This window comes from Hydrogenovibrio thermophilus (assembly GCF_004028275.1).
Lineage (GTDB): Bacteria > Pseudomonadota > Gammaproteobacteria > Thiomicrospirales > Thiomicrospiraceae > Hydrogenovibrio > Hydrogenovibrio thermophilus.
In genome coordinates, this window is sequence record NZ_CP035033.1 from 2,260,967 (window position 1) to 2,277,074 (window position 16,108).

At 52.8% G+C, this 16,108-nt stretch carries 14 protein-coding genes; 6 read left to right on the forward strand and 8 right to left on the reverse strand.

The window, feature by feature from the left end:
• Positions 1 to 114: 114 nt before the first annotated feature.
• On the reverse strand, positions 115 to 321 hold the full coding sequence (locus EPV75_RS10585) for a hypothetical protein (RefSeq protein WP_128385368.1): 207 nt from the start codon (positions 319 to 321) through the stop codon (positions 115 to 117).
• A gap of 170 nt (positions 322 to 491) precedes the next feature.
• Here EPV75_RS10585 and mutM point away from each other — a divergent pair, with 170 nt between their 5' ends.
• The 3 genes from mutM (at position 492) to EPV75_RS10600 (ending at position 4,700) form a co-directional block, all read left to right on the forward strand.
• Positions 492 to 1,307 carry a bifunctional DNA-formamidopyrimidine glycosylase/DNA-(apurinic or apyrimidinic site) lyase gene (gene mutM / locus EPV75_RS10590; RefSeq protein WP_128385369.1) on the forward strand — a complete coding sequence of 272 codons (816 nt, stop codon included), beginning with the start codon at positions 492 to 494 and terminating at the stop codon, positions 1,305 to 1,307.
• A gap of 136 nt (positions 1,308 to 1,443) precedes the next feature.
• On the forward strand, positions 1,444 to 1,926 hold the full coding sequence (locus EPV75_RS10595; protein WP_127119244.1) for a hypothetical protein: 483 nt from the start codon (positions 1,444 to 1,446) through the stop codon (positions 1,924 to 1,926).
• Positions 1,927 to 2,006: 80 nt separating this feature from the next.
• Positions 2,007 to 4,700 (forward strand): cation-translocating P-type ATPase, encoded by a 2,694-nt coding sequence (locus EPV75_RS10600; RefSeq protein WP_128385370.1) that lies wholly within the window; start codon positions 2,007 to 2,009, stop codon positions 4,698 to 4,700.
• A gap of 82 nt (positions 4,701 to 4,782) precedes the next feature.
• Here the strand turns inward: EPV75_RS10600 and modC are convergent, their stop codons facing one another.
• From modC to EPV75_RS10620, 4 genes are all read right to left on the reverse strand, one after another.
• Complete coding sequence (gene modC, locus EPV75_RS10605; RefSeq protein ID WP_128385371.1) at positions 4,783 to 5,865, reverse strand: molybdenum ABC transporter ATP-binding protein; 1,083 nt, start codon at positions 5,863 to 5,865, stop codon at positions 4,783 to 4,785.
• A 3-nt stretch (positions 5,866 to 5,868) separates the two neighbouring features.
• Positions 5,869 to 6,564, reverse strand: a complete 696-nt coding sequence (gene modB / locus EPV75_RS10610) for a molybdate ABC transporter permease subunit (protein ID WP_128385372.1) — start codon at positions 6,562 to 6,564, stop codon at positions 5,869 to 5,871.
• A gap of 72 nt (positions 6,565 to 6,636) precedes the next feature.
• A complete protein-coding gene (gene modA, locus EPV75_RS10615) occupies positions 6,637 to 7,398 on the reverse strand; it encodes a molybdate ABC transporter substrate-binding protein (protein WP_128385373.1) in 762 nt (253 codons plus the stop codon).
• 71 nt (positions 7,399 to 7,469) lie between these two features.
• Positions 7,470 to 8,282: a TOBE domain-containing protein gene (locus EPV75_RS10620; protein WP_225972320.1), complete on the reverse strand. Its 813-nt coding sequence runs from the start codon at positions 8,280 to 8,282 to the stop codon at positions 7,470 to 7,472.
• A gap of 195 nt (positions 8,283 to 8,477) precedes the next feature.
• Here EPV75_RS10620 and EPV75_RS10625 point away from each other — a divergent pair, with 195 nt between their 5' ends.
• Positions 8,478 to 9,479 carry an HPP family protein gene (locus EPV75_RS10625; protein ID WP_225972321.1) on the forward strand — a complete coding sequence of 334 codons (1,002 nt, stop codon included), beginning with the start codon at positions 8,478 to 8,480 and terminating at the stop codon, positions 9,477 to 9,479.
• Between the two features lie 70 nt (positions 9,480 to 9,549).
• Here the strand turns inward: EPV75_RS10625 and coaD are convergent, their stop codons facing one another.
• From coaD to rsmD, 3 genes are all read right to left on the reverse strand, one after another.
• Entirely contained in the window at positions 9,550 to 10,029 is a 480-nt protein-coding gene (gene coaD / locus EPV75_RS10630) for a pantetheine-phosphate adenylyltransferase (protein WP_029938881.1), read from the reverse strand.
• Between the two features lie 78 nt (positions 10,030 to 10,107).
• Positions 10,108 to 13,926 (reverse strand): bifunctional diguanylate cyclase/phosphodiesterase, encoded by a 3,819-nt coding sequence (locus EPV75_RS10635; protein ID WP_192893985.1) that lies wholly within the window; start codon positions 13,924 to 13,926, stop codon positions 10,108 to 10,110.
• 170 nt (positions 13,927 to 14,096) lie between these two features.
• Positions 14,097 to 14,720: a 16S rRNA (guanine(966)-N(2))-methyltransferase RsmD gene (gene rsmD / locus EPV75_RS10640; protein ID WP_128385375.1), complete on the reverse strand. Its 624-nt coding sequence runs from the start codon at positions 14,718 to 14,720 to the stop codon at positions 14,097 to 14,099.
• A 194-nt stretch (positions 14,721 to 14,914) separates the two neighbouring features.
• Here rsmD and EPV75_RS10645 point away from each other — a divergent pair, with 194 nt between their 5' ends.
• Together EPV75_RS10645 and EPV75_RS10650 are read left to right on the forward strand one after the other, a co-directional pair.
• Positions 14,915 to 15,205: a sll1863 family stress response protein gene (locus EPV75_RS10645; RefSeq protein ID WP_128385376.1), complete on the forward strand. Its 291-nt coding sequence runs from the start codon at positions 14,915 to 14,917 to the stop codon at positions 15,203 to 15,205.
• A gap of 408 nt (positions 15,206 to 15,613) precedes the next feature.
• Positions 15,614 to 16,081, forward strand: a complete 468-nt coding sequence (locus EPV75_RS10650) for a hypothetical protein (protein ID WP_029938884.1) — start codon at positions 15,614 to 15,616, stop codon at positions 16,079 to 16,081.
• The last annotated feature ends 27 nt before the right edge of the window (positions 16,082 to 16,108 follow it).

Below are 16,108 nucleotides of genomic sequence, written 5' to 3' on the forward strand. Positions count from 1 at the left end.
CCGTTATTATTGTGTTTGCCATCATTATAAAAAATTTACCCTACTTTAAAAGAGATTAATTAGAATAAATTCACGCTGTCCTGCGCTCAATCACGTATGCATTGAACCCCGGCGTCAGGAAACGACGCCATACAAACGGCGTTTGGCTTCCCGCATCGCCGGCGGTACCTTGGCCCAGTTTTCCGGAAAATCCTTGGACTGAAATTCACGCAATGCATTATAAGCGTCTTCAATCAAGCTGAAACTCGCGACCACGCCGTCGTGATTGGCAACGCAATACCCTAATTCATCGCAGTCCACATAATAATCTTGTGTGTTCATTTGTTCACCCTCCTGATACTCGAAGGTTTTTTATTTTTTCCCTTGCCTTAATAGTGCTATCGACCATTTAACGGAAAGGTTAAGGCCTCATATTCTGAAAACTGGCTTTTTACGCCAACTGCATTAGAATATTGACACCTGAAATCGTTTAATCACATCAAGAAAGAAACATGCCAGAATTACCGGAAGTCGAGACCACCAAACGCGGCATTCAGCCGAATGTCGAACAACAAACCATCCGCGACATCATTATTCGCGATGCCCGCCTGCGTTGGCCGGTGGACACGACTCTGCCGAAAAAACTCCCAGGCCTGGTGATTTCCGCAATTCGCCGCCGTGCCAAATACTTACTGCTGGAAACCGAGCGCGGTCATCTCATCATCCATTTAGGCATGTCCGGTAACTTACGAGTCTTGCCGCACGACCATCCGCACGTCAAACACGACCACATCGATTTGGTTCTGGACAACGGCTATTTGCTGCGTTATCACGACCCGCGCCGTTTCGGCTGCTGGCTGTGGACGGAAGCCGCCCCCGAAGAGCACGACTTGCTTAAAACGCTGGGACCGGAGCCCTTAACCGATGCTTTCAACGCCGACCACCTGTTGCAAAAAGCTCAAAACCGAAAAGTGGCCGTCAAAACCTTCATCATGACCAACGCCGTGGTGGTCGGCGTCGGCAACATCTACGCCAACGAAGCCCTGTTTCTCAGCGGCCTGCATCCGACGCGCCCCGCGCACAGCCTGACGCACCCGGAAGCCGAACAGTTGGTCGACCACATCAAACAGGTGTTGGCCGCCGCCATCGAACAAGGCGGTACCACCTTGAAAGACTTTCTCAGCCCAAGTGGCCAGCCAGGCTATTTCGAACAAAAGCTGCACGTATACGGCCGCGACAAACAACCTTGTCCGACCTGTGGCCGTCCCGTGCAAAAAACCGTGCTGAATCAACGTGCCGCCTACTTCTGCGAACATTGTCAAAAGTAATGCACAACCCTGAAGATAGCCTGCGTGTCGTCCCTGACACCAAAAAGCGACTTGAGCGCATGAAAAAAAGCTTCTAATATAGCCACATAATAGCCACATAGATTTCACTGGACACTTCGATTCCGACGCAGGCCATATGAACACCTTCTTCTCGACAATCCGCTCGTTTCCTGTCTGGCTCGCCGTCGGACTGACATCACTGACGTTTGCACTGTCCAGTTGCGACTCGTCCTCGCCATCGAATATCGAGCAATGGCCGTTGAACGACGCCTGTGAGCTGCATCAGTCCGCCTGCCAAACTCAGCATGAAAAGCAAAACATCACCATCGACATACGCCCTAAACCGATTCGGGTGGCGCGCACCTTGACCGTCCGCGTCAAGCTCGACAACATTTACGCCAGCAAAGTGGAACTCGATATTTCCGGCTTGAATATGTACATGGGCTATAACCGCGTCACCCTTTTCCCATTACCGGGCCAACCCGGTTTTTACGAAGGCAAATCCATGCTGGCCTTCTGCACCAATGACCGCATGGACTGGCAACTGACCGTCATCGCCACTCAGGAAGATGGCGAAGTCATTCAAGCGCCCTTCTTATTGGTTACGCATAATCGCTGAATAATTCTTTAAAAGCCTCCGGCGTTTGTGTCAGAATAAAATCATTCTGTCCAACAACTTATCGCTGTAAGAGGTTTGAGATGAAGTGGTTTCAAAAAACGCCTGACGAGGTTTTACAACAGCTCGACAGCCACCGAGAGGAAGGGTTGTCCCCCGAGCACATCACCGAACGCCAACAGACCTTCGGTTCGAACAGTCTCACTCAAGCCGAAAGCATTTCACCGTTTCGGTTATTCCTGAAGCAGCTGAAAAATCCATTATTGGTGGTGCTGGCCTTCGGCGCGCTCTTATCGTTTTACACCGGGCATACCGTCGATGCCATGGCCATCACCATCATCATCCTCATCAATGCCCTGATTACGTTTTTTCAGGAGCTCAAAGCGCAAAAATCCATCGACGCCCTCAAAGATATGGCCGCACCCAAGTGCATGGTTCGCCGCGAGCGAAAATGGCAAGAGATTTCCGCCGCCGAATTGGTACCCGGCGACCTCATCAAGCTACAAACCGGCGACATCGTTCCCGCCGACGGCCGTTTAATCGAGGTCACCCGTTTGGAGGTCGACGAAGCACCGCTAACCGGCGAATCGGATTTGATTCATAAAAAAACCGAAGCCCTGAACGAGGCCGATCCGACACTGGGCGATCAGGTCAATATGGTGTTCATGAGCACCTCCGTCAACCACGGTCACGGTTTGGCGGTGGTCACCGCCACAGGAATGAAAACCGAGGTCGGCAAAATCGCCAGCTTGATGCAAAGCACCGACAACCGCCTGACGCCGCTCCAAAACCGCATCGCCAAACTGTCACACACCTTGATCTGGGCCGCCCTATTCATCGTCGCCGTCATTGTCGGCATCGGCTTACTGAAGGGGTTGGATCCCATAGGGATGGTCAACACCAGCATTTCCTTAGCCGTCGCCGCCATACCGGAAGGCTTGCCCACCGTCGTCACCATTGTGCTGACACTGGGCGCCAAACAAATGATGCGCAACAAGGCCCTGGCCAAACAATTGGCCTCGGTCGAAACATTGGGCTCCACTTCGGTTATTTGTTCGGACAAAACCGGCACCTTAACGCAAAACAAAATGCAAACCGTCAGTGTCTGGGCCGCGGGCGAATATTACCGAATCAGTGGACAAGGCTACGAGCCGACCGGCGACTACACCGACATCCACGGACGCACCCGAACCCCGAAACACCACTTTCATCTCAATCGCATGCTGGAAATGTCCGCGCTCTGCAACGATACCACCTTACTGGAAGAAGACGGTCATTACCGGATTCAGGGCGTTCCCACCGAAGGCGCGATTTTGGTGGCCGCCGCCAAAGCCGGCATTGACAAAGAGGCCTTGATGGCCACCCATCAACGAGTCGTGTCCCACCCGTTCGATCCCAAACGCAAAATGATGAGTGTCATTGTCCGTGATGCGGACGGCAATCACACGCTCATCGTCAAGGGTGCGCCGGACGTCATCCTCAAGCACTCCGAAGTCATCGAATACGCCGACCAACGTCGCGACATCGTCAGTAACCCCAACCTGATTGACGACGTCATCCACGAGTTCGGTACTCAGGCGTTACGTACTCTGGCGGTCGCTTATCGCCCGTTGCGTCCCGACGAGATTGAACAGCCGTTGGAAGAGTTGGAAAACCGTCTCATCATCACCGGCATTCACGGCATTATCGACCCGCCGCGCCCCGAAGCCACCCAAGCGGTCAAGGAATGCCATTCCGCCGGCATTCGCGTGGTGATGATTACCGGCGACCACGCCATCACCGCCAAAGCCATCGCCCGTCAGATGGACATCATCGACTCGGACGACGAACTGGTGATGACCGGTGCCGAATTGAATCAAATCAGCGATGAGGAACTGCAACGATTGGCACCGAAAACATCGGTCTTCGCACGGGTGACACCGGAACACAAACTGCGCATCGTCAAGGCCTTGCAGTCCAACGGCGAAGTCGTCGCCATGACCGGCGACGGCGTCAACGATTCCCCGGCTTTGCGTAAGGCCGACATCGGTATCGCCATGGGCATCACCGGCACCGGCGTCGCCAAAGAATCCGCCGACCTGATTTTGCTGGACGACAACTTCGCCACCATCGTCCATGCCGTGCAAGAAGGCCGCCGCATTTACGACAATATCCGCAAGTTCATCCGCCAGGGCCTCACCGCCAACGTCAGTGAGGTATCGGCGATACTCTTCTCGTTTCTGATTATGATTGGCGAACCGCTGCTGACATTGGCGCCCCTGATGATTCTCTGGATCAACCTGGTCAGCGACGGGATGCCTTCGCTGGCGCTGGGCGTCGATGAAGCGGAAGGCGACGTAATGCAACGTAAACCGCGGGCCGGCAACGAAAGCTTCTTCGCCGACAATCTCGGCACGCGCATCGTGATACGGGGGTTGATTATGGGCGGCCTGACCTTTGCGATGTTCATGTACGCGCTCAACCTGAACCTATCACTGGAATACGCTCAAACACTCGCCTTTATGACGTTGATTTTCGGCCAGCTGGTGCATGTGTTCGACGCGCGCACCTTCACCACGCTTTATCACCGCAACCCGTTCAGCAATCATTTGCTGCTGTGGGCGGTATTCGGATCGGCCTGTGTGTCATTGTTGATGGTCTACACACCGTTCGGCAACCTGGCGCTCGGCACCACGCCACTGGAACCGCAGCACTTGTTGATGACACTGTTCATCGCCGCACTGCCAACATTCATCCTGTCCGGCCTGAAAGAAATATTTCACATGAAATGGCTATAACGCCAACTGAAATGAAAAAATGCCCAGGCCTGGGCATTTTCCGGAAAGCGGACCGTCCGACAAGAAAGGAGGATTCGATGATTTATTCGGTCACCGCGACCGATTTAATCAGGGCAAAAACCGCCAGGCCTGGCTGAATCTTCAGTCGTTCCGCCGAGTGTTGGGTCACTTCCGAAAACAGTTGCTGGCCGTCCGACAAGCGTAAGCGCACCAACAAACGGTGCTGGCCTTGCGGAATCAACTCGGTGACTTCCGCGGGAAAATGGTTAATGATACTCAGGTCTTTCGGGTCGGACAGAGCCAAACTGACGTCCCGCGCCAATACCCGCACCCGAATGGTTTCCTTATCCTTCGGCACGGCCTCCGACAACCAAATGGTTTCGGTTTCGCCCAAACGCGCCGGTTGAAGCCCATCCTGCATTGGCAACGGACTCGCCTGCAACACCGACACCGCGCCCTGCTCGTCAAACAACGGCGAATCCGGACGCGCCAATGCCTGTTGCAACGTCTCGACGGTTTCAACCCGACCGTTTTGCATGAACAGCACCCGGTCGGCCAGACGCTCGACTTCCGCCGGCGCATGGGTGATGTAGAGCACCGGCAAACGGTAGGCCGCCACCAATTCTTCAATCAGCATCAGCATTTCCGCTTTGGCACGCCAATCCAATGCCGACAAGGGTTCGTCCATGCACAACAATTTCGGGCGCATCAACAACGCACGGGCAATCGCGACCCGCTGACGCTCGCCCCCGGACAAATACGTCACGGCACGGTCGAGTTTATCGGCAATGCCGACCCGCTGCACAATCTCCTCAAAGTTTTCCAGCTCGATGCCTTTCGGCAGGCGCTTGACGCCGTACATCAGATTCTGGCGTACCGTCATATGCGGAAACAGCGCCGCATCCTGAAACACGAAACCGATGTGGCGTTGCTGCGTCGGCAAGGCGGCTTTACCGTCCTGCCAAACCTCGTCACCCACTCGAAGTTCGCCGCGCGTTGCTTTATCCAAGCCACTGATGGCGCGTAGCAAAGTACTTTTGCCACTGCCGGAGCGGCCAAACAAAACCGTCACACCCTGCAACGGAATTTCAAAACGGCCGGAGTCCAAACAAAAACTGCCCAAGTCCAGTTGAAGACGGCCTTGCATCACAGGTTGCTTCTGCATCGTCTACCCTACCTTCACACTGAAACGGCGGTTGAGGGCATACACCAACATCAAAACCGATAATGAAAAAATCAACATCAAGGCCGACAGGAAATGCGCCTGATCGTATTCCAAACTTTCCACATGGTCGAAAATATCAATCGACACCATGCGGGTTTCCCCTGGAATATTGCCGCCGACCATCAGCACCACGCCGAATTCACCGACGGTATGCGCGAAAGTCAGCGTGGCTCCTACCAGAATCCCCCGACGCGACAACGGCAAAACAATGGTCCAGAAACGGTCTAAAAACGATGCGCGCATGGTCGCAGCCGCGTCCAGCAGGCGATGTGGAATCGCCTCAAAAGCATGCATCAACGGTTGAATGGTAAACGGCAGGGAATAGATAACGGAACCGATGACCAAACCGGTTTTACTGAAGGTCAACTGCCCCTCGAAACCGAACCAACGCAACACTTCGGTCACGGTGCCGTTGGGGTTGAACAAAATCAGCAGATAAAACCCCAGCACCGTCGGCGGCAGCACCAATGGTAAGGCCACCAACGCTTCCAAAAACACTTTGTTGGACGAGCGCATTTGCGCCATCCACCAGGCCAAAGGCGCCCCCAGCACCAGAAGAATAACCGTGGTCAAGGTCGCCACCTCCAGCGTCAGCCAGATCGGTTGCAAATTGATTTCCGTACCGAAGATTTCCAACATGATGTCTCTTTTCCGCTCCCATAAAAAAACGACCAGGCCTGGTCGTTTTTTTCAGACAAAGGCTATTGTAACTTAGCTGACGTTATAGCCATAACGTTTGATAATCTCGATGGCTTTCGGCGTCTTGATGAATGCCATAAAGGCTTTGGCCGCCGCATTCTTTTCACCTTGTTTAGTCAGAAGCGCGCCTTGGTTAATCGGCTTATAGTCCGACTGCGGCACCACCCAGTATTGACCTTTTTTGTACACCGGACTTTGCGGGTCCACCACTTGCGACATGGCGACAAACCCGATTTCGGCATTGCCGGTGGCGACGTATTGGAAAGCATGGGCGATGCTTTCACCATTGACAATTTTCGATTTCACGTCCTGATACAAACCTTCTTTTTTCAAGAACGCCACCGCACGTTCACCGTAAGGCGCGGTTTTCGGATTGGCGACCGCCAGGTGATTGTATTGTTTCGCTTTCAAGACCTCAATCGGACTGGTTTTCACCGGAAACTTCGCGCTGTACAACACAATTTGTCCTTGTGCATAGACAAAATAGCTGTCGGCCACCCCGATGCCGTCCTCAATGGTTTTCTTTGGACGACGCTCGTCCGCACCGAAAAACGCATCGAAGGGCGCCCCGTTTTTGATTTGAGCATAGAGCTTACCGGTCGGCCCGAAAGAGAACTTCACCTGATGGCCGGTCTCTTTTTCAAACACCTTGCCGATCTCTTCAATGGTTTTGGTGAAATTGGCCGCCACCGCAATTTTAGCGGTCTCCGCATACGCCATCGAGGCACTCAAAACACCCACAGCCAAGGCCAGGGTACGAATCATCGTTTTCATACAGTCACTCCGTTATGATAGTTAATACATATTACGTTTGATACATATCGTTAAATCAAAAAAATCCGACCTCAGTCGGAAACCGCCAACAATACATGACTGGCTTTGACCAGGGCGCAACATCTTGCCCCCACGGCCAGCCCCAAATTCTCGACACTCTGGTTTGTCACGATGGCAGAAATCATTTGCTCCCCTTCCAGTTGAATGGACACATCGCTGTTCACGGCGCCCTCATCCAGTTTTGTGACCACGCCGCAGAACTGGTTCCGTGCGCTGGTTTTCACCGTGCCGTTCAAGTCTTCGGTCAGAATGACCCAACTGGCTTTAATCAGGGCATACGCATCGGAACCGACTTCCAGCCCCAGACGCTCCAGACTGTCCAGCGTAATCTGCGCGATCACTTCGTTACCTTGCCCCACCGACAGGGTCACCTCACAATTCACCGCCCCTTTTTCAATTTCGGTAACGGTTCCGTGGAATAAATTTCGTGCACTTGTTTTCATGGAAATTTTCCTCATCAATTCCAATTGACTGAGCATGTTCGGCGACATCGCCTCCAGCTCCCGCATCCAATGTTGCATTTGTTCATTGAATAAGCGATAGGCCGCCAACAAGGCTTCACCGGCTTGGGTCAACACCATTCCACCACCGCCGGCACCGCCTTTCTGGGTGTGCACCAACGGTTCTTCCGCCAATTGATTCATGGCTTCAATGGCTTGCCAGGCGCCTTTGTAACTCATCCCACAAGCTTTCGCCGCCGCCGACAGGGAACCCAGTGATTCGATCTTGTTCAGCAGTTCCAAACGGCGCTGCCCGGAGCGAGACTGTTTGCTGCCCATCAAGAAAGATTGCACAAGCTGTTCGGGGAGATTGGATGCGTTCAAATGTCCGGCCTTCTTTATAACTTTAAGTACATAGCGAAGCATTATAGTCGAGCGATTGACCAACCGCAACGCCTAGGTGTTTAAATTATTTAATCGCCAAATAAATTCCCGACCTGGCTGGTAAAACTCAATTTTAACCGCCGCCAGCCATCATGTTAAGATACGCTTTTAATGCGCTATCTCTCAAGGACGAAGATGGACAGCCTCTCCCCCAAACAACCGCAAAACAACCGCATGGCCGACTTGCGGTCAACGATTCGCCGCTACCTCGGGGTCCGCGAAGCCGGCAGCAGTCATTCCGAAAAACTCATTTCAGGCCTGGGCGGTTTTCTGGCGATTCTGGTCATCCTGCTGATCAGCCACCGCTTTCTGGCACTCCCGGATGCGTTGGCCGTGGTCGCTTCCATGGGCGCCTCCGCCGTTTTGTTGTTTGCGGTTCCGCACGGTCCTTTATCACAACCCTGGCCGTTGATTGGCGGCAACCTGATTTCCGCCTTCATCGGCGTCAGCTGCGCACACTTGATCGACCCGCCGATTCTCGCCGCCAGCATTGCCGTCGGCGCGTCCATCAGCGCCATGTATTATTTGAAATGCATTCATCCGCCGGGCGGGGCCACCGCCTTGACCGCCGTCATCGGCGGCGAGAGCATCCATGCATTGGGTTACGAGTTTCTGTTGACGCCGGTATTATTGAATGTGCTTTCCATCCTGGCGATTGCCGTGTTGTTCAATGCTTTTTTTCATTGGCGGCGCTATCCGGCTTACTGGTACCAACAACAGACCGAGCCCCAACCGGCATCGCAGGACGGCTTTTCCCACAGCGATTTTTTAAATGCCTTAAAGGAAATCGATTCGTTCGTGGACATCAATGAATACGATTTGCGTCGCATTCTGGCTTTGATTGGTCATCCGAACACGCAACTTTCGTCGTCGGACATCGAACTCGGTCGAGTTTACAGCAATGGCTTGATTGGTCGGGATTGGTCGATGCGTCGCATCATTGACGAATCGGGCAGTGACGATCCGGAAAAGGACTTTGTGATTTTCAAACAAATCGCCGGTCAGGAACGCAAAACCACCGATTGCGTCACCCGCGAGGAATTCGCGCATTGGGCGAAATATGAAATGGTGCAGGAAAACGGGCTTTGGCACCGAAAAACCTCGTCAGAACCACATCCAACATTACGGAATGGATAGTTGAGAGGGAGCGTTGAAACCTTATCAACGAATAATAGAAGAATCGACCAGGCCTGGCGAAAACGGCTGTTTACAGACTGGCTTCGTCCAGCGCCTTGGCAACCACCGGGTGCACGAATTCCGAAACATCCCCGCCTAAAGCAGAGATTTCCCGCACCAGACTGGAGGAAATAAACGCGTATTGTTCCGCCGGGGTCATGAACATGGTTTCCACTTCCGGGGCCAGTTTACGATTCATCGACGCCAACTGGAATTCATACTCGAAATCGGAGACGGCTCGCAGCCCCCGCAGCAGCACGTTGCCGTCAATCTCACGCACAAAGTCCACCAATAACCCGCTGAAACCGATGACTTCGACATTGTCCATGCCCGACGTCACCTCTTTCGCCAGCGCCACACGCTTTTCCAGCGAAAACAATGAGGTTTTATTGCGGTTATCCGCCACGGCGATGACCAGCCGGTCGTAAAAACGCGCCGCCCGCTCGATTAAATCGAAATGGCCGCAGGTAATGGGATCGAAGGTGCCAGGGTAAACCGCTGTGATCGACATAATTTCACTCTTTCAGGGTAATGAATGGCGCCTATTCTACTTGAGATACGATTTCGGTTCCATGCCAAATCCGGTCGGTTATGATTTTTCGCACTGCGGCGACTTTTCCCATTCGCATACCCAATCCGGTAACGCCTCAGGTAACATCGGCCTGGCGATGGCATAGCCCTGCGCCAGTTCACACCCCATCGCCAACAGGGCTTCAAAATGCGCTTCGGTTTCCACCCCTTCGGCAATCACTTCGCGATCGAACGCTTGGGCCAGCTTCAAAATGCCGTCCACGATGGCTCGGTCATCCGAATCCATCAACATGTCGCGGATAAAGGTTTGGTCAATCTTGATGATTTTGGCCGGCAAGTGGCGCAAGTAAGTCAGGGAGGAATAACCGGTACCGAAATCGTCCAATGCAAAATGCACACCCAGTTCATGGCATTCCCGGATCAACAGACTGACATTGACGACGTCTTCCAGCGCACTGGTTTCCAAAATCTCGATTTCCAATGTAAACGGCGGTAAAGCCGGATAATCCGCCACGTATTCACGTAACGTTTCCATGAAATCGCGATGTTGGATGAAGTAGGCACCGATATTGACACTTACATTGATGTGCATGCCTTGTTCATGCCATATATTCGCTTGCTTCAACGCCGTGCGCAACACCCATTTATCCAGCTCGATACTCAGAGGCAAACCGTCCACGCTGGGCAGAAAATCGGCGGGCATCAGCAGGCCTTTTTCCGGATGCGGCCAACGCACCAAGGCCTCGACACCAATCACCCGACCTTCCTTGATATTGACCTTGGGCTGAAAGTGCAATTCCAACTGATTGTGTTCAATGGCATCGGCCATTTCGCGCTGGATGCGACTTTGCGACTTGACCATCGAATCATGGCTGACATCGAAGAAATGATAACGGTTCTTGCCTTCCTGCTTAGCCTGATACATGGCTTGGTCGGCATGGCGCATCAATTGGTCGGCATCGCCCTGGTCATCCGGATAGAAGGTCACACCGATACTGGCGGACACCGTCAAACTATGCCCCTGAACTTCAACCGGATCGGAAGCGGCCACCAACAGCCGATCCAAAATTTCCTCACAGTCCTGAATCCCTTCCAGATTGGTCAGCACCGCCACAAATTCATCGCCCCCGATTCGAGCCAGCGTGTCTTCTTCTCGTAAAGCGATTCGCATCCGCTTGGACACCTCCACCAGCAAATCGTCGCCAATGTCGTGCCCGAAGGAATCATTGATCGCTTTGAACTGATCTAGGTCGATAAACAACACCGCCAGATAACCGCCATGACGGTTAATGATGAGCATGGCCTGATTCAGCCGGTCGGCCAACAATGAACGGTTCGGCAGTTGCGTCAGTACATCGTAGTGGGCAATGTGTTCGAGTTGCTGTTGTTGCTCTTTCAATGAGGTTATGTCGGTGAACAGGCCGACGTAATTCTGGATGGAACCCTTGCCGTCTTTAATGGCACTGATGGTAATCAGCTGAGCGTAAATCGAACCGTTCTTGTCACGGTTCCACATTTCACCGGTCCAGTGCCCTTTATCAAACAGGGTTTTCCACATGGTATTGTAGAATTCTTTGGGCTGGCGTCCTGAGCTGAGAATGTTCGGATTTTTCCCGATCACTTCGTCACGTTCGTAACCGGTAATCAGCGTAAAGCCACGATTGACGTCGATAATCAATCCGTTCTTATCGGTGATGGTGATACCTTCTCGTGCATGCGTGAATACACTGGCGGCGAGGTTCAAACGCGCTTCGGCGGCACGTTTATCGGAAATATCTTCATAACTGATGACCAGACCATACTGAGGATGATCCAACGGCGTGGCGTTAACATTCAGCCAGGTACTGCCGTCCATGCGTCGAACTTCCATCAACTGATTTTTAATGGTTTTATGATCCTGCAAAGCGCGAACACTGGCATACTCATCCGGCCGCATCGGGGTACCGTCTTCCCGATAAATTTGCCAAACATCGTCGTCATAACGCCGCGAGGTATGCTCCTCTCGGGTGATACCCAACAGTTTTTCCGACGCGGAATTGCATTCTAAAATATGCCCGTCACGATCGGTCAGGGAAATGCCAATCGGCAGTATTTCAAAAATGGTTCTCAAGCGCTCTTCATTCATGGCAATCATATCTTCGACCTGCTTACGGTCGGAGACATCCATGTGCATCCCCACCATCCGGGTCGGATGCCCTTCATCGTCGCGCTCGACCACCTGCCCGCGCGATTCGATCCAAAGCCAGTCGTTATCCACCGTCGCAAGTCGATACTCGACGCTGTAGGTATCTTTATCCTCCAAATGCGCTTGCAAGCGCTCCACCGCGTGACAGTCATCCGGGTGCAACATCTGCCGCCATTTCTCGAAGCTGACTTTAAACGCATTTTCCTTAAAACCGAGCATCGTATAAGAACGTGCATCCCAAAGCATGACGTCATTGACGATGTCCCAATCCCATTGCCCGATATTGCTGGCTTCCAAAATCAGATTGAGCCGCTGGTCTTTTTCCGCCAACTGGCGTTCCTGACGCTTACGCAAGGAAATATCCCGCGCCAGCACCACAAACCTTGGTGTTTCGGTCGCATCCGACGGCGTTTTCCGTGACACGGACAGTTCGTAATATCGCCGTCCATCTTCAAAATCCAGTGCGTACTGTAATCCGAAGGATTGACCGGATTTATGGGCATTGTGCAAAGCCGTCATAATCACAATCGCCGGTTTTTCAGGTAAAACCGCTTCAACCGTCTTATTCAAAAACACATCCGGCGTCACATAAAGATGATCTGCTTCCGCCGAATGATAACTGAGAATCACGCCATTCAGGTCCACCTCAAACAACAAATCCGGCAAGGCATCGAATGTCGCTTTCAGCTCATTTCGCGCCGTTTCCAATGCCAACTGGGAAGCTTTCAATTCGGAAATATCCTGAACCAACCCCAAGTATCCGATCACATTACCCGCTTCATTCAAGATATTGGAGGCATACAGGCTGACTAAAAAACGAGAACCGTCTTTACGAATATAGGTCCACTCGCTTTGACGATGTTGATTGCCTTCCAACTGCTCGACAAAGACACCAAAGCCGTTCACCGGGCGCCCCAACAGACGCGAAAGCACGCCTTGTTGCGCCTTCACTTCCTCCTTGTCATGAAATTTCAACGGCGTCACTTTGCCGATGATTTCATCCGCGCGATACCCCAACAGCTTTTCGGCACCATGGTTGAAAGCCGTAATCATCCCCTCAGTATCCGTCGCGATAATACCGACCCCGGTAGCCGAGTTCATGATGTTGGTCAGCAGGGAGGCCACACCGTTTAAGGACTTTTGCAGTTTTTGACGCCGGTGCATCACCCACAGCAACAACAAAATCAAGAGCGCCTGAATCAGAATGCCCGCCACCAGAATCCAGGTTTGGCGCGCATAGGAGGCTTCAAGCTCCTGACGCTGGGCATCGACCATTTCTTCCAAACGGGTTTGATAGTGCCAGAAATCTTCCGACTTCTCGCGCAGAGGGGTCATGTCGTGAACCATGGACAGCAGCAAGGTGCGTCCATTGAAATCATAGGGTTCGGAATGGACTTCGACCGTACGAATTTCACCGTCCGCCAGCTCATGGCGGAAAATGAAATAATTACGGCCTTCGGATTTCGCCAGTCGGCGCTCTTCGGCCACTTGCTCCGGAGTCAGTTGATTGATTTCTTGAATGGTCATCCGCTGAAGTTGCGGAATGGAATAGCCGTAGAATTTGGCCGCCGCAGCGTTAGCTTCGACAATGTCACCGTTGGTTGGATCAACCAGCAACATGACGGAACCGCTGTCTTGAAAAAAGGTTTGAAACGTTGGATGCGCCTTCACCGCCCAAGATGCCATCAACATCCATGCAGCTAGCCATAACACACTAAATCGTTTGAGCGACATTTGCATCCATTAAGTCCCTCTTGCCTTCTGATAAACGGCTTCGGTTGCCATGATAGCCTCCCGCGCGTCATGGCAACCTCCCCTAATTTTATTCTAACGCAACGGCTCAGGCTTGCCTAACATTTCTCTTAATGACCGGATATACAAAACAATCCGTAACGCACTTCCGGGGTGGTCTTCTCACGGTGGCACCCCCAACCGTCCGGCAAGGTCGGCCAGTCCAGCGCTTTTTCCTGTTCCAAATACAGCCAGGCCTGGTCGTTTTTCAAATACTGCCCGGCAAACAGCTTATCCACCGCCGGCTGCATCAACCCTTGATGGAACGGCGGATCCAGAAACACCACGTCAAACGGTTGTCTGGCAGGTTGTTCCAACCAAACTAAACTGTCGGCTTGCACCACCTCGGCGTTCTTGGCTTGCAGTGTCGCCACATTCTGCTTGAGCTGCTCGGCATTCGACTTGGATAACTCCAAAAAAGTCACCGCGGCCGCGCCACGGGACAAGGCCTCAAACCCCAGCCCGCCGGACCCGGCAAATACATCCAGGCAATGTGCACCCGCCACATCAAACTGCAACCAGTTGAACAGTGTTTCCCGCACCCGGTCGGATGTCGGCCGCAAGCCTTGCGCATCCAACACCGGTAGCTTACGCCCCCGCCAGTCACCGCCGATAATACGGACAGCGCCCATCTGCACGGATTTTTTGCCAGCTTGTCGGCCCTGAGAACCATGTGTGCGTCGTTTTTTCGTCATTTTGTTAAGCCAGTATCGTTTATCTTTCCCGCCCATGATAACCAACTCTCACCAGGTCTGCGACTAAAAGCCCGAAAAACGCCTCGGTTTGACAAACCCTCCCCATCATTAGTAAGGTGGGCACTGGGAGTTGAAACCGCTTCTTTCATAGAAGCGGCCTTTACACGCACGAAATTGATCCGACGAGGTGAGAAATGAGTACGAGTAACAAACAAGCTTATCAAGCGAAACTCCAAGCCCAACTGGATGAATGGTCCGCCAACATTGATGCTTTGGAAGCCAAAGCCAGACAAGCCGATGCGCAGGCCCGCATCGACCTTCAAGCGGAAATCGATACGCTCAAAACCTATCAACACCAGGCGGAGGCCAAACTGGCCGAACTCAAAACCGCCAGCGACCAGGCCTGGCAAGATCTCAAACAAGGCATCGAGCAAGCACACGACAACCTAAAGCGGGCGTTACAGACGGCCACCGACCGTTTTTAAACATCAGCAGTCAAAACCACCGCTAGAAAGACTCGAAAGGCTTTCCGGAATGCTAACCGCTTAAATTCTAACCGTTTAAATAGCCGAAGCAGGGCCGGGCAAAATCACCGGGTTGCGGTTGACTCGATTCATCCCGGCCATCGCTAGCCATGACAAACCGTATTGGACAAGTCAAAGGAGGCACCATGCAACACTCAACCCGTTACCAAACCACAAAAACGCTGTCTCATACATTAAACCAGCGCCAAACCCGCAAAAGTTTGAAGCGCTCAATAAAGCCGACCAACTCAAAGCCAACTTCCAGCCAACAGGGGCGCCGGCACTTGAAGCGCCTTTTACACCCGGTATCGGAAGACCCCTGACCCAACACGCCGCAGCTCTGATCACTCGCGGCAAAGGAGGAATGAGATGAAAAAAATGTTTGAACTCATCATCAGCATCAGTTACTCCGCCGCCGCATTAGTGTTATTCGCCATGGCCTTCACCACTATCGGCTGGTCGATTTACGAAGTCGTGTCCGAAGTGGACAACGACAACCTATTGGACGGCGAATTTGTGTCGATGATGTTGCAGGCCGTCGGCGCCACCGTCATTTCGGTGGCGATCATCGACGTTGCCAAGTACATGATTGAAGAAGAGGTCTTTCGCAATAAGGAGTTGCGTTCGCCGGTTGAAGCACGCCAGACCATCACCAAAGTGATTGTCATTCTGTCGATTGCGGTCGGCATTGAAGGCTTGGTGTTCATTTTCAAAGCCGGGATTCAGGACATTACCTTATTGGTCTATCCGACGACGTTGGTGCTCGCCGCGGTGGTTCTGATCGTCGGCCTGGGGGTTTACCAGAAATTGAGCGCGACCGTTGAGAAAGAAACCTAAGGAACCGGCGCGCGTTCAACGCGCGTC

Coding starts and splice junctions, on each gene's coding strand:
- EPV75_RS10595 (WP_127119244.1), top strand. CDS start 1,444: ATGAACACCTTCTTCTCGACAATCCGCTCGTTTCCTGTCTGGCTCGCC.
- EPV75_RS10625 (WP_225972321.1), top strand. CDS start 8,478: ATGGACAGCCTCTCCCCCAAACAACCGCAAAACAACCGCATGGCCGAC.
- EPV75_RS10635 (WP_192893985.1), bottom strand. CDS start 13,926: ATGTTGATGGCATCTTGGGCGGTGAAGGCGCATCCAACGTTTCAAACC.
- modB (WP_128385372.1), bottom strand. CDS start 6,564: ATGTTGGAAATCTTCGGTACGGAAATCAATTTGCAACCGATCTGGCTG.
- rsmD (WP_128385375.1), bottom strand. CDS start 14,720: ATGACGAAAAAACGACGCACACATGGTTCTCAGGGCCGACAAGCTGGC.
- modC (WP_128385371.1), bottom strand. CDS start 5,865: ATGCAGAAGCAACCTGTGATGCAAGGCCGTCTTCAACTGGACTTGGGC.
- EPV75_RS10650 (WP_029938884.1), top strand. CDS start 15,614: ATGAAAAAAATGTTTGAACTCATCATCAGCATCAGTTACTCCGCCGCC.
- mutM (WP_128385369.1), top strand. CDS start 492: ATGCCAGAATTACCGGAAGTCGAGACCACCAAACGCGGCATTCAGCCG.
- EPV75_RS10600 (WP_128385370.1), top strand. CDS start 2,007: ATGAAGTGGTTTCAAAAAACGCCTGACGAGGTTTTACAACAGCTCGAC.
- EPV75_RS10645 (WP_128385376.1), top strand. CDS start 14,915: ATGAGTACGAGTAACAAACAAGCTTATCAAGCGAAACTCCAAGCCCAA.
- modA (WP_128385373.1), bottom strand. CDS start 7,398: ATGAAAACGATGATTCGTACCCTGGCCTTGGCTGTGGGTGTTTTGAGT.
- EPV75_RS10585 (WP_128385368.1), bottom strand. CDS start 321: ATGAACACACAAGATTATTATGTGGACTGCGATGAATTAGGGTATTGC.
- coaD (WP_029938881.1), bottom strand. CDS start 10,029: ATGTCGATCACAGCGGTTTACCCTGGCACCTTCGATCCCATTACCTGC.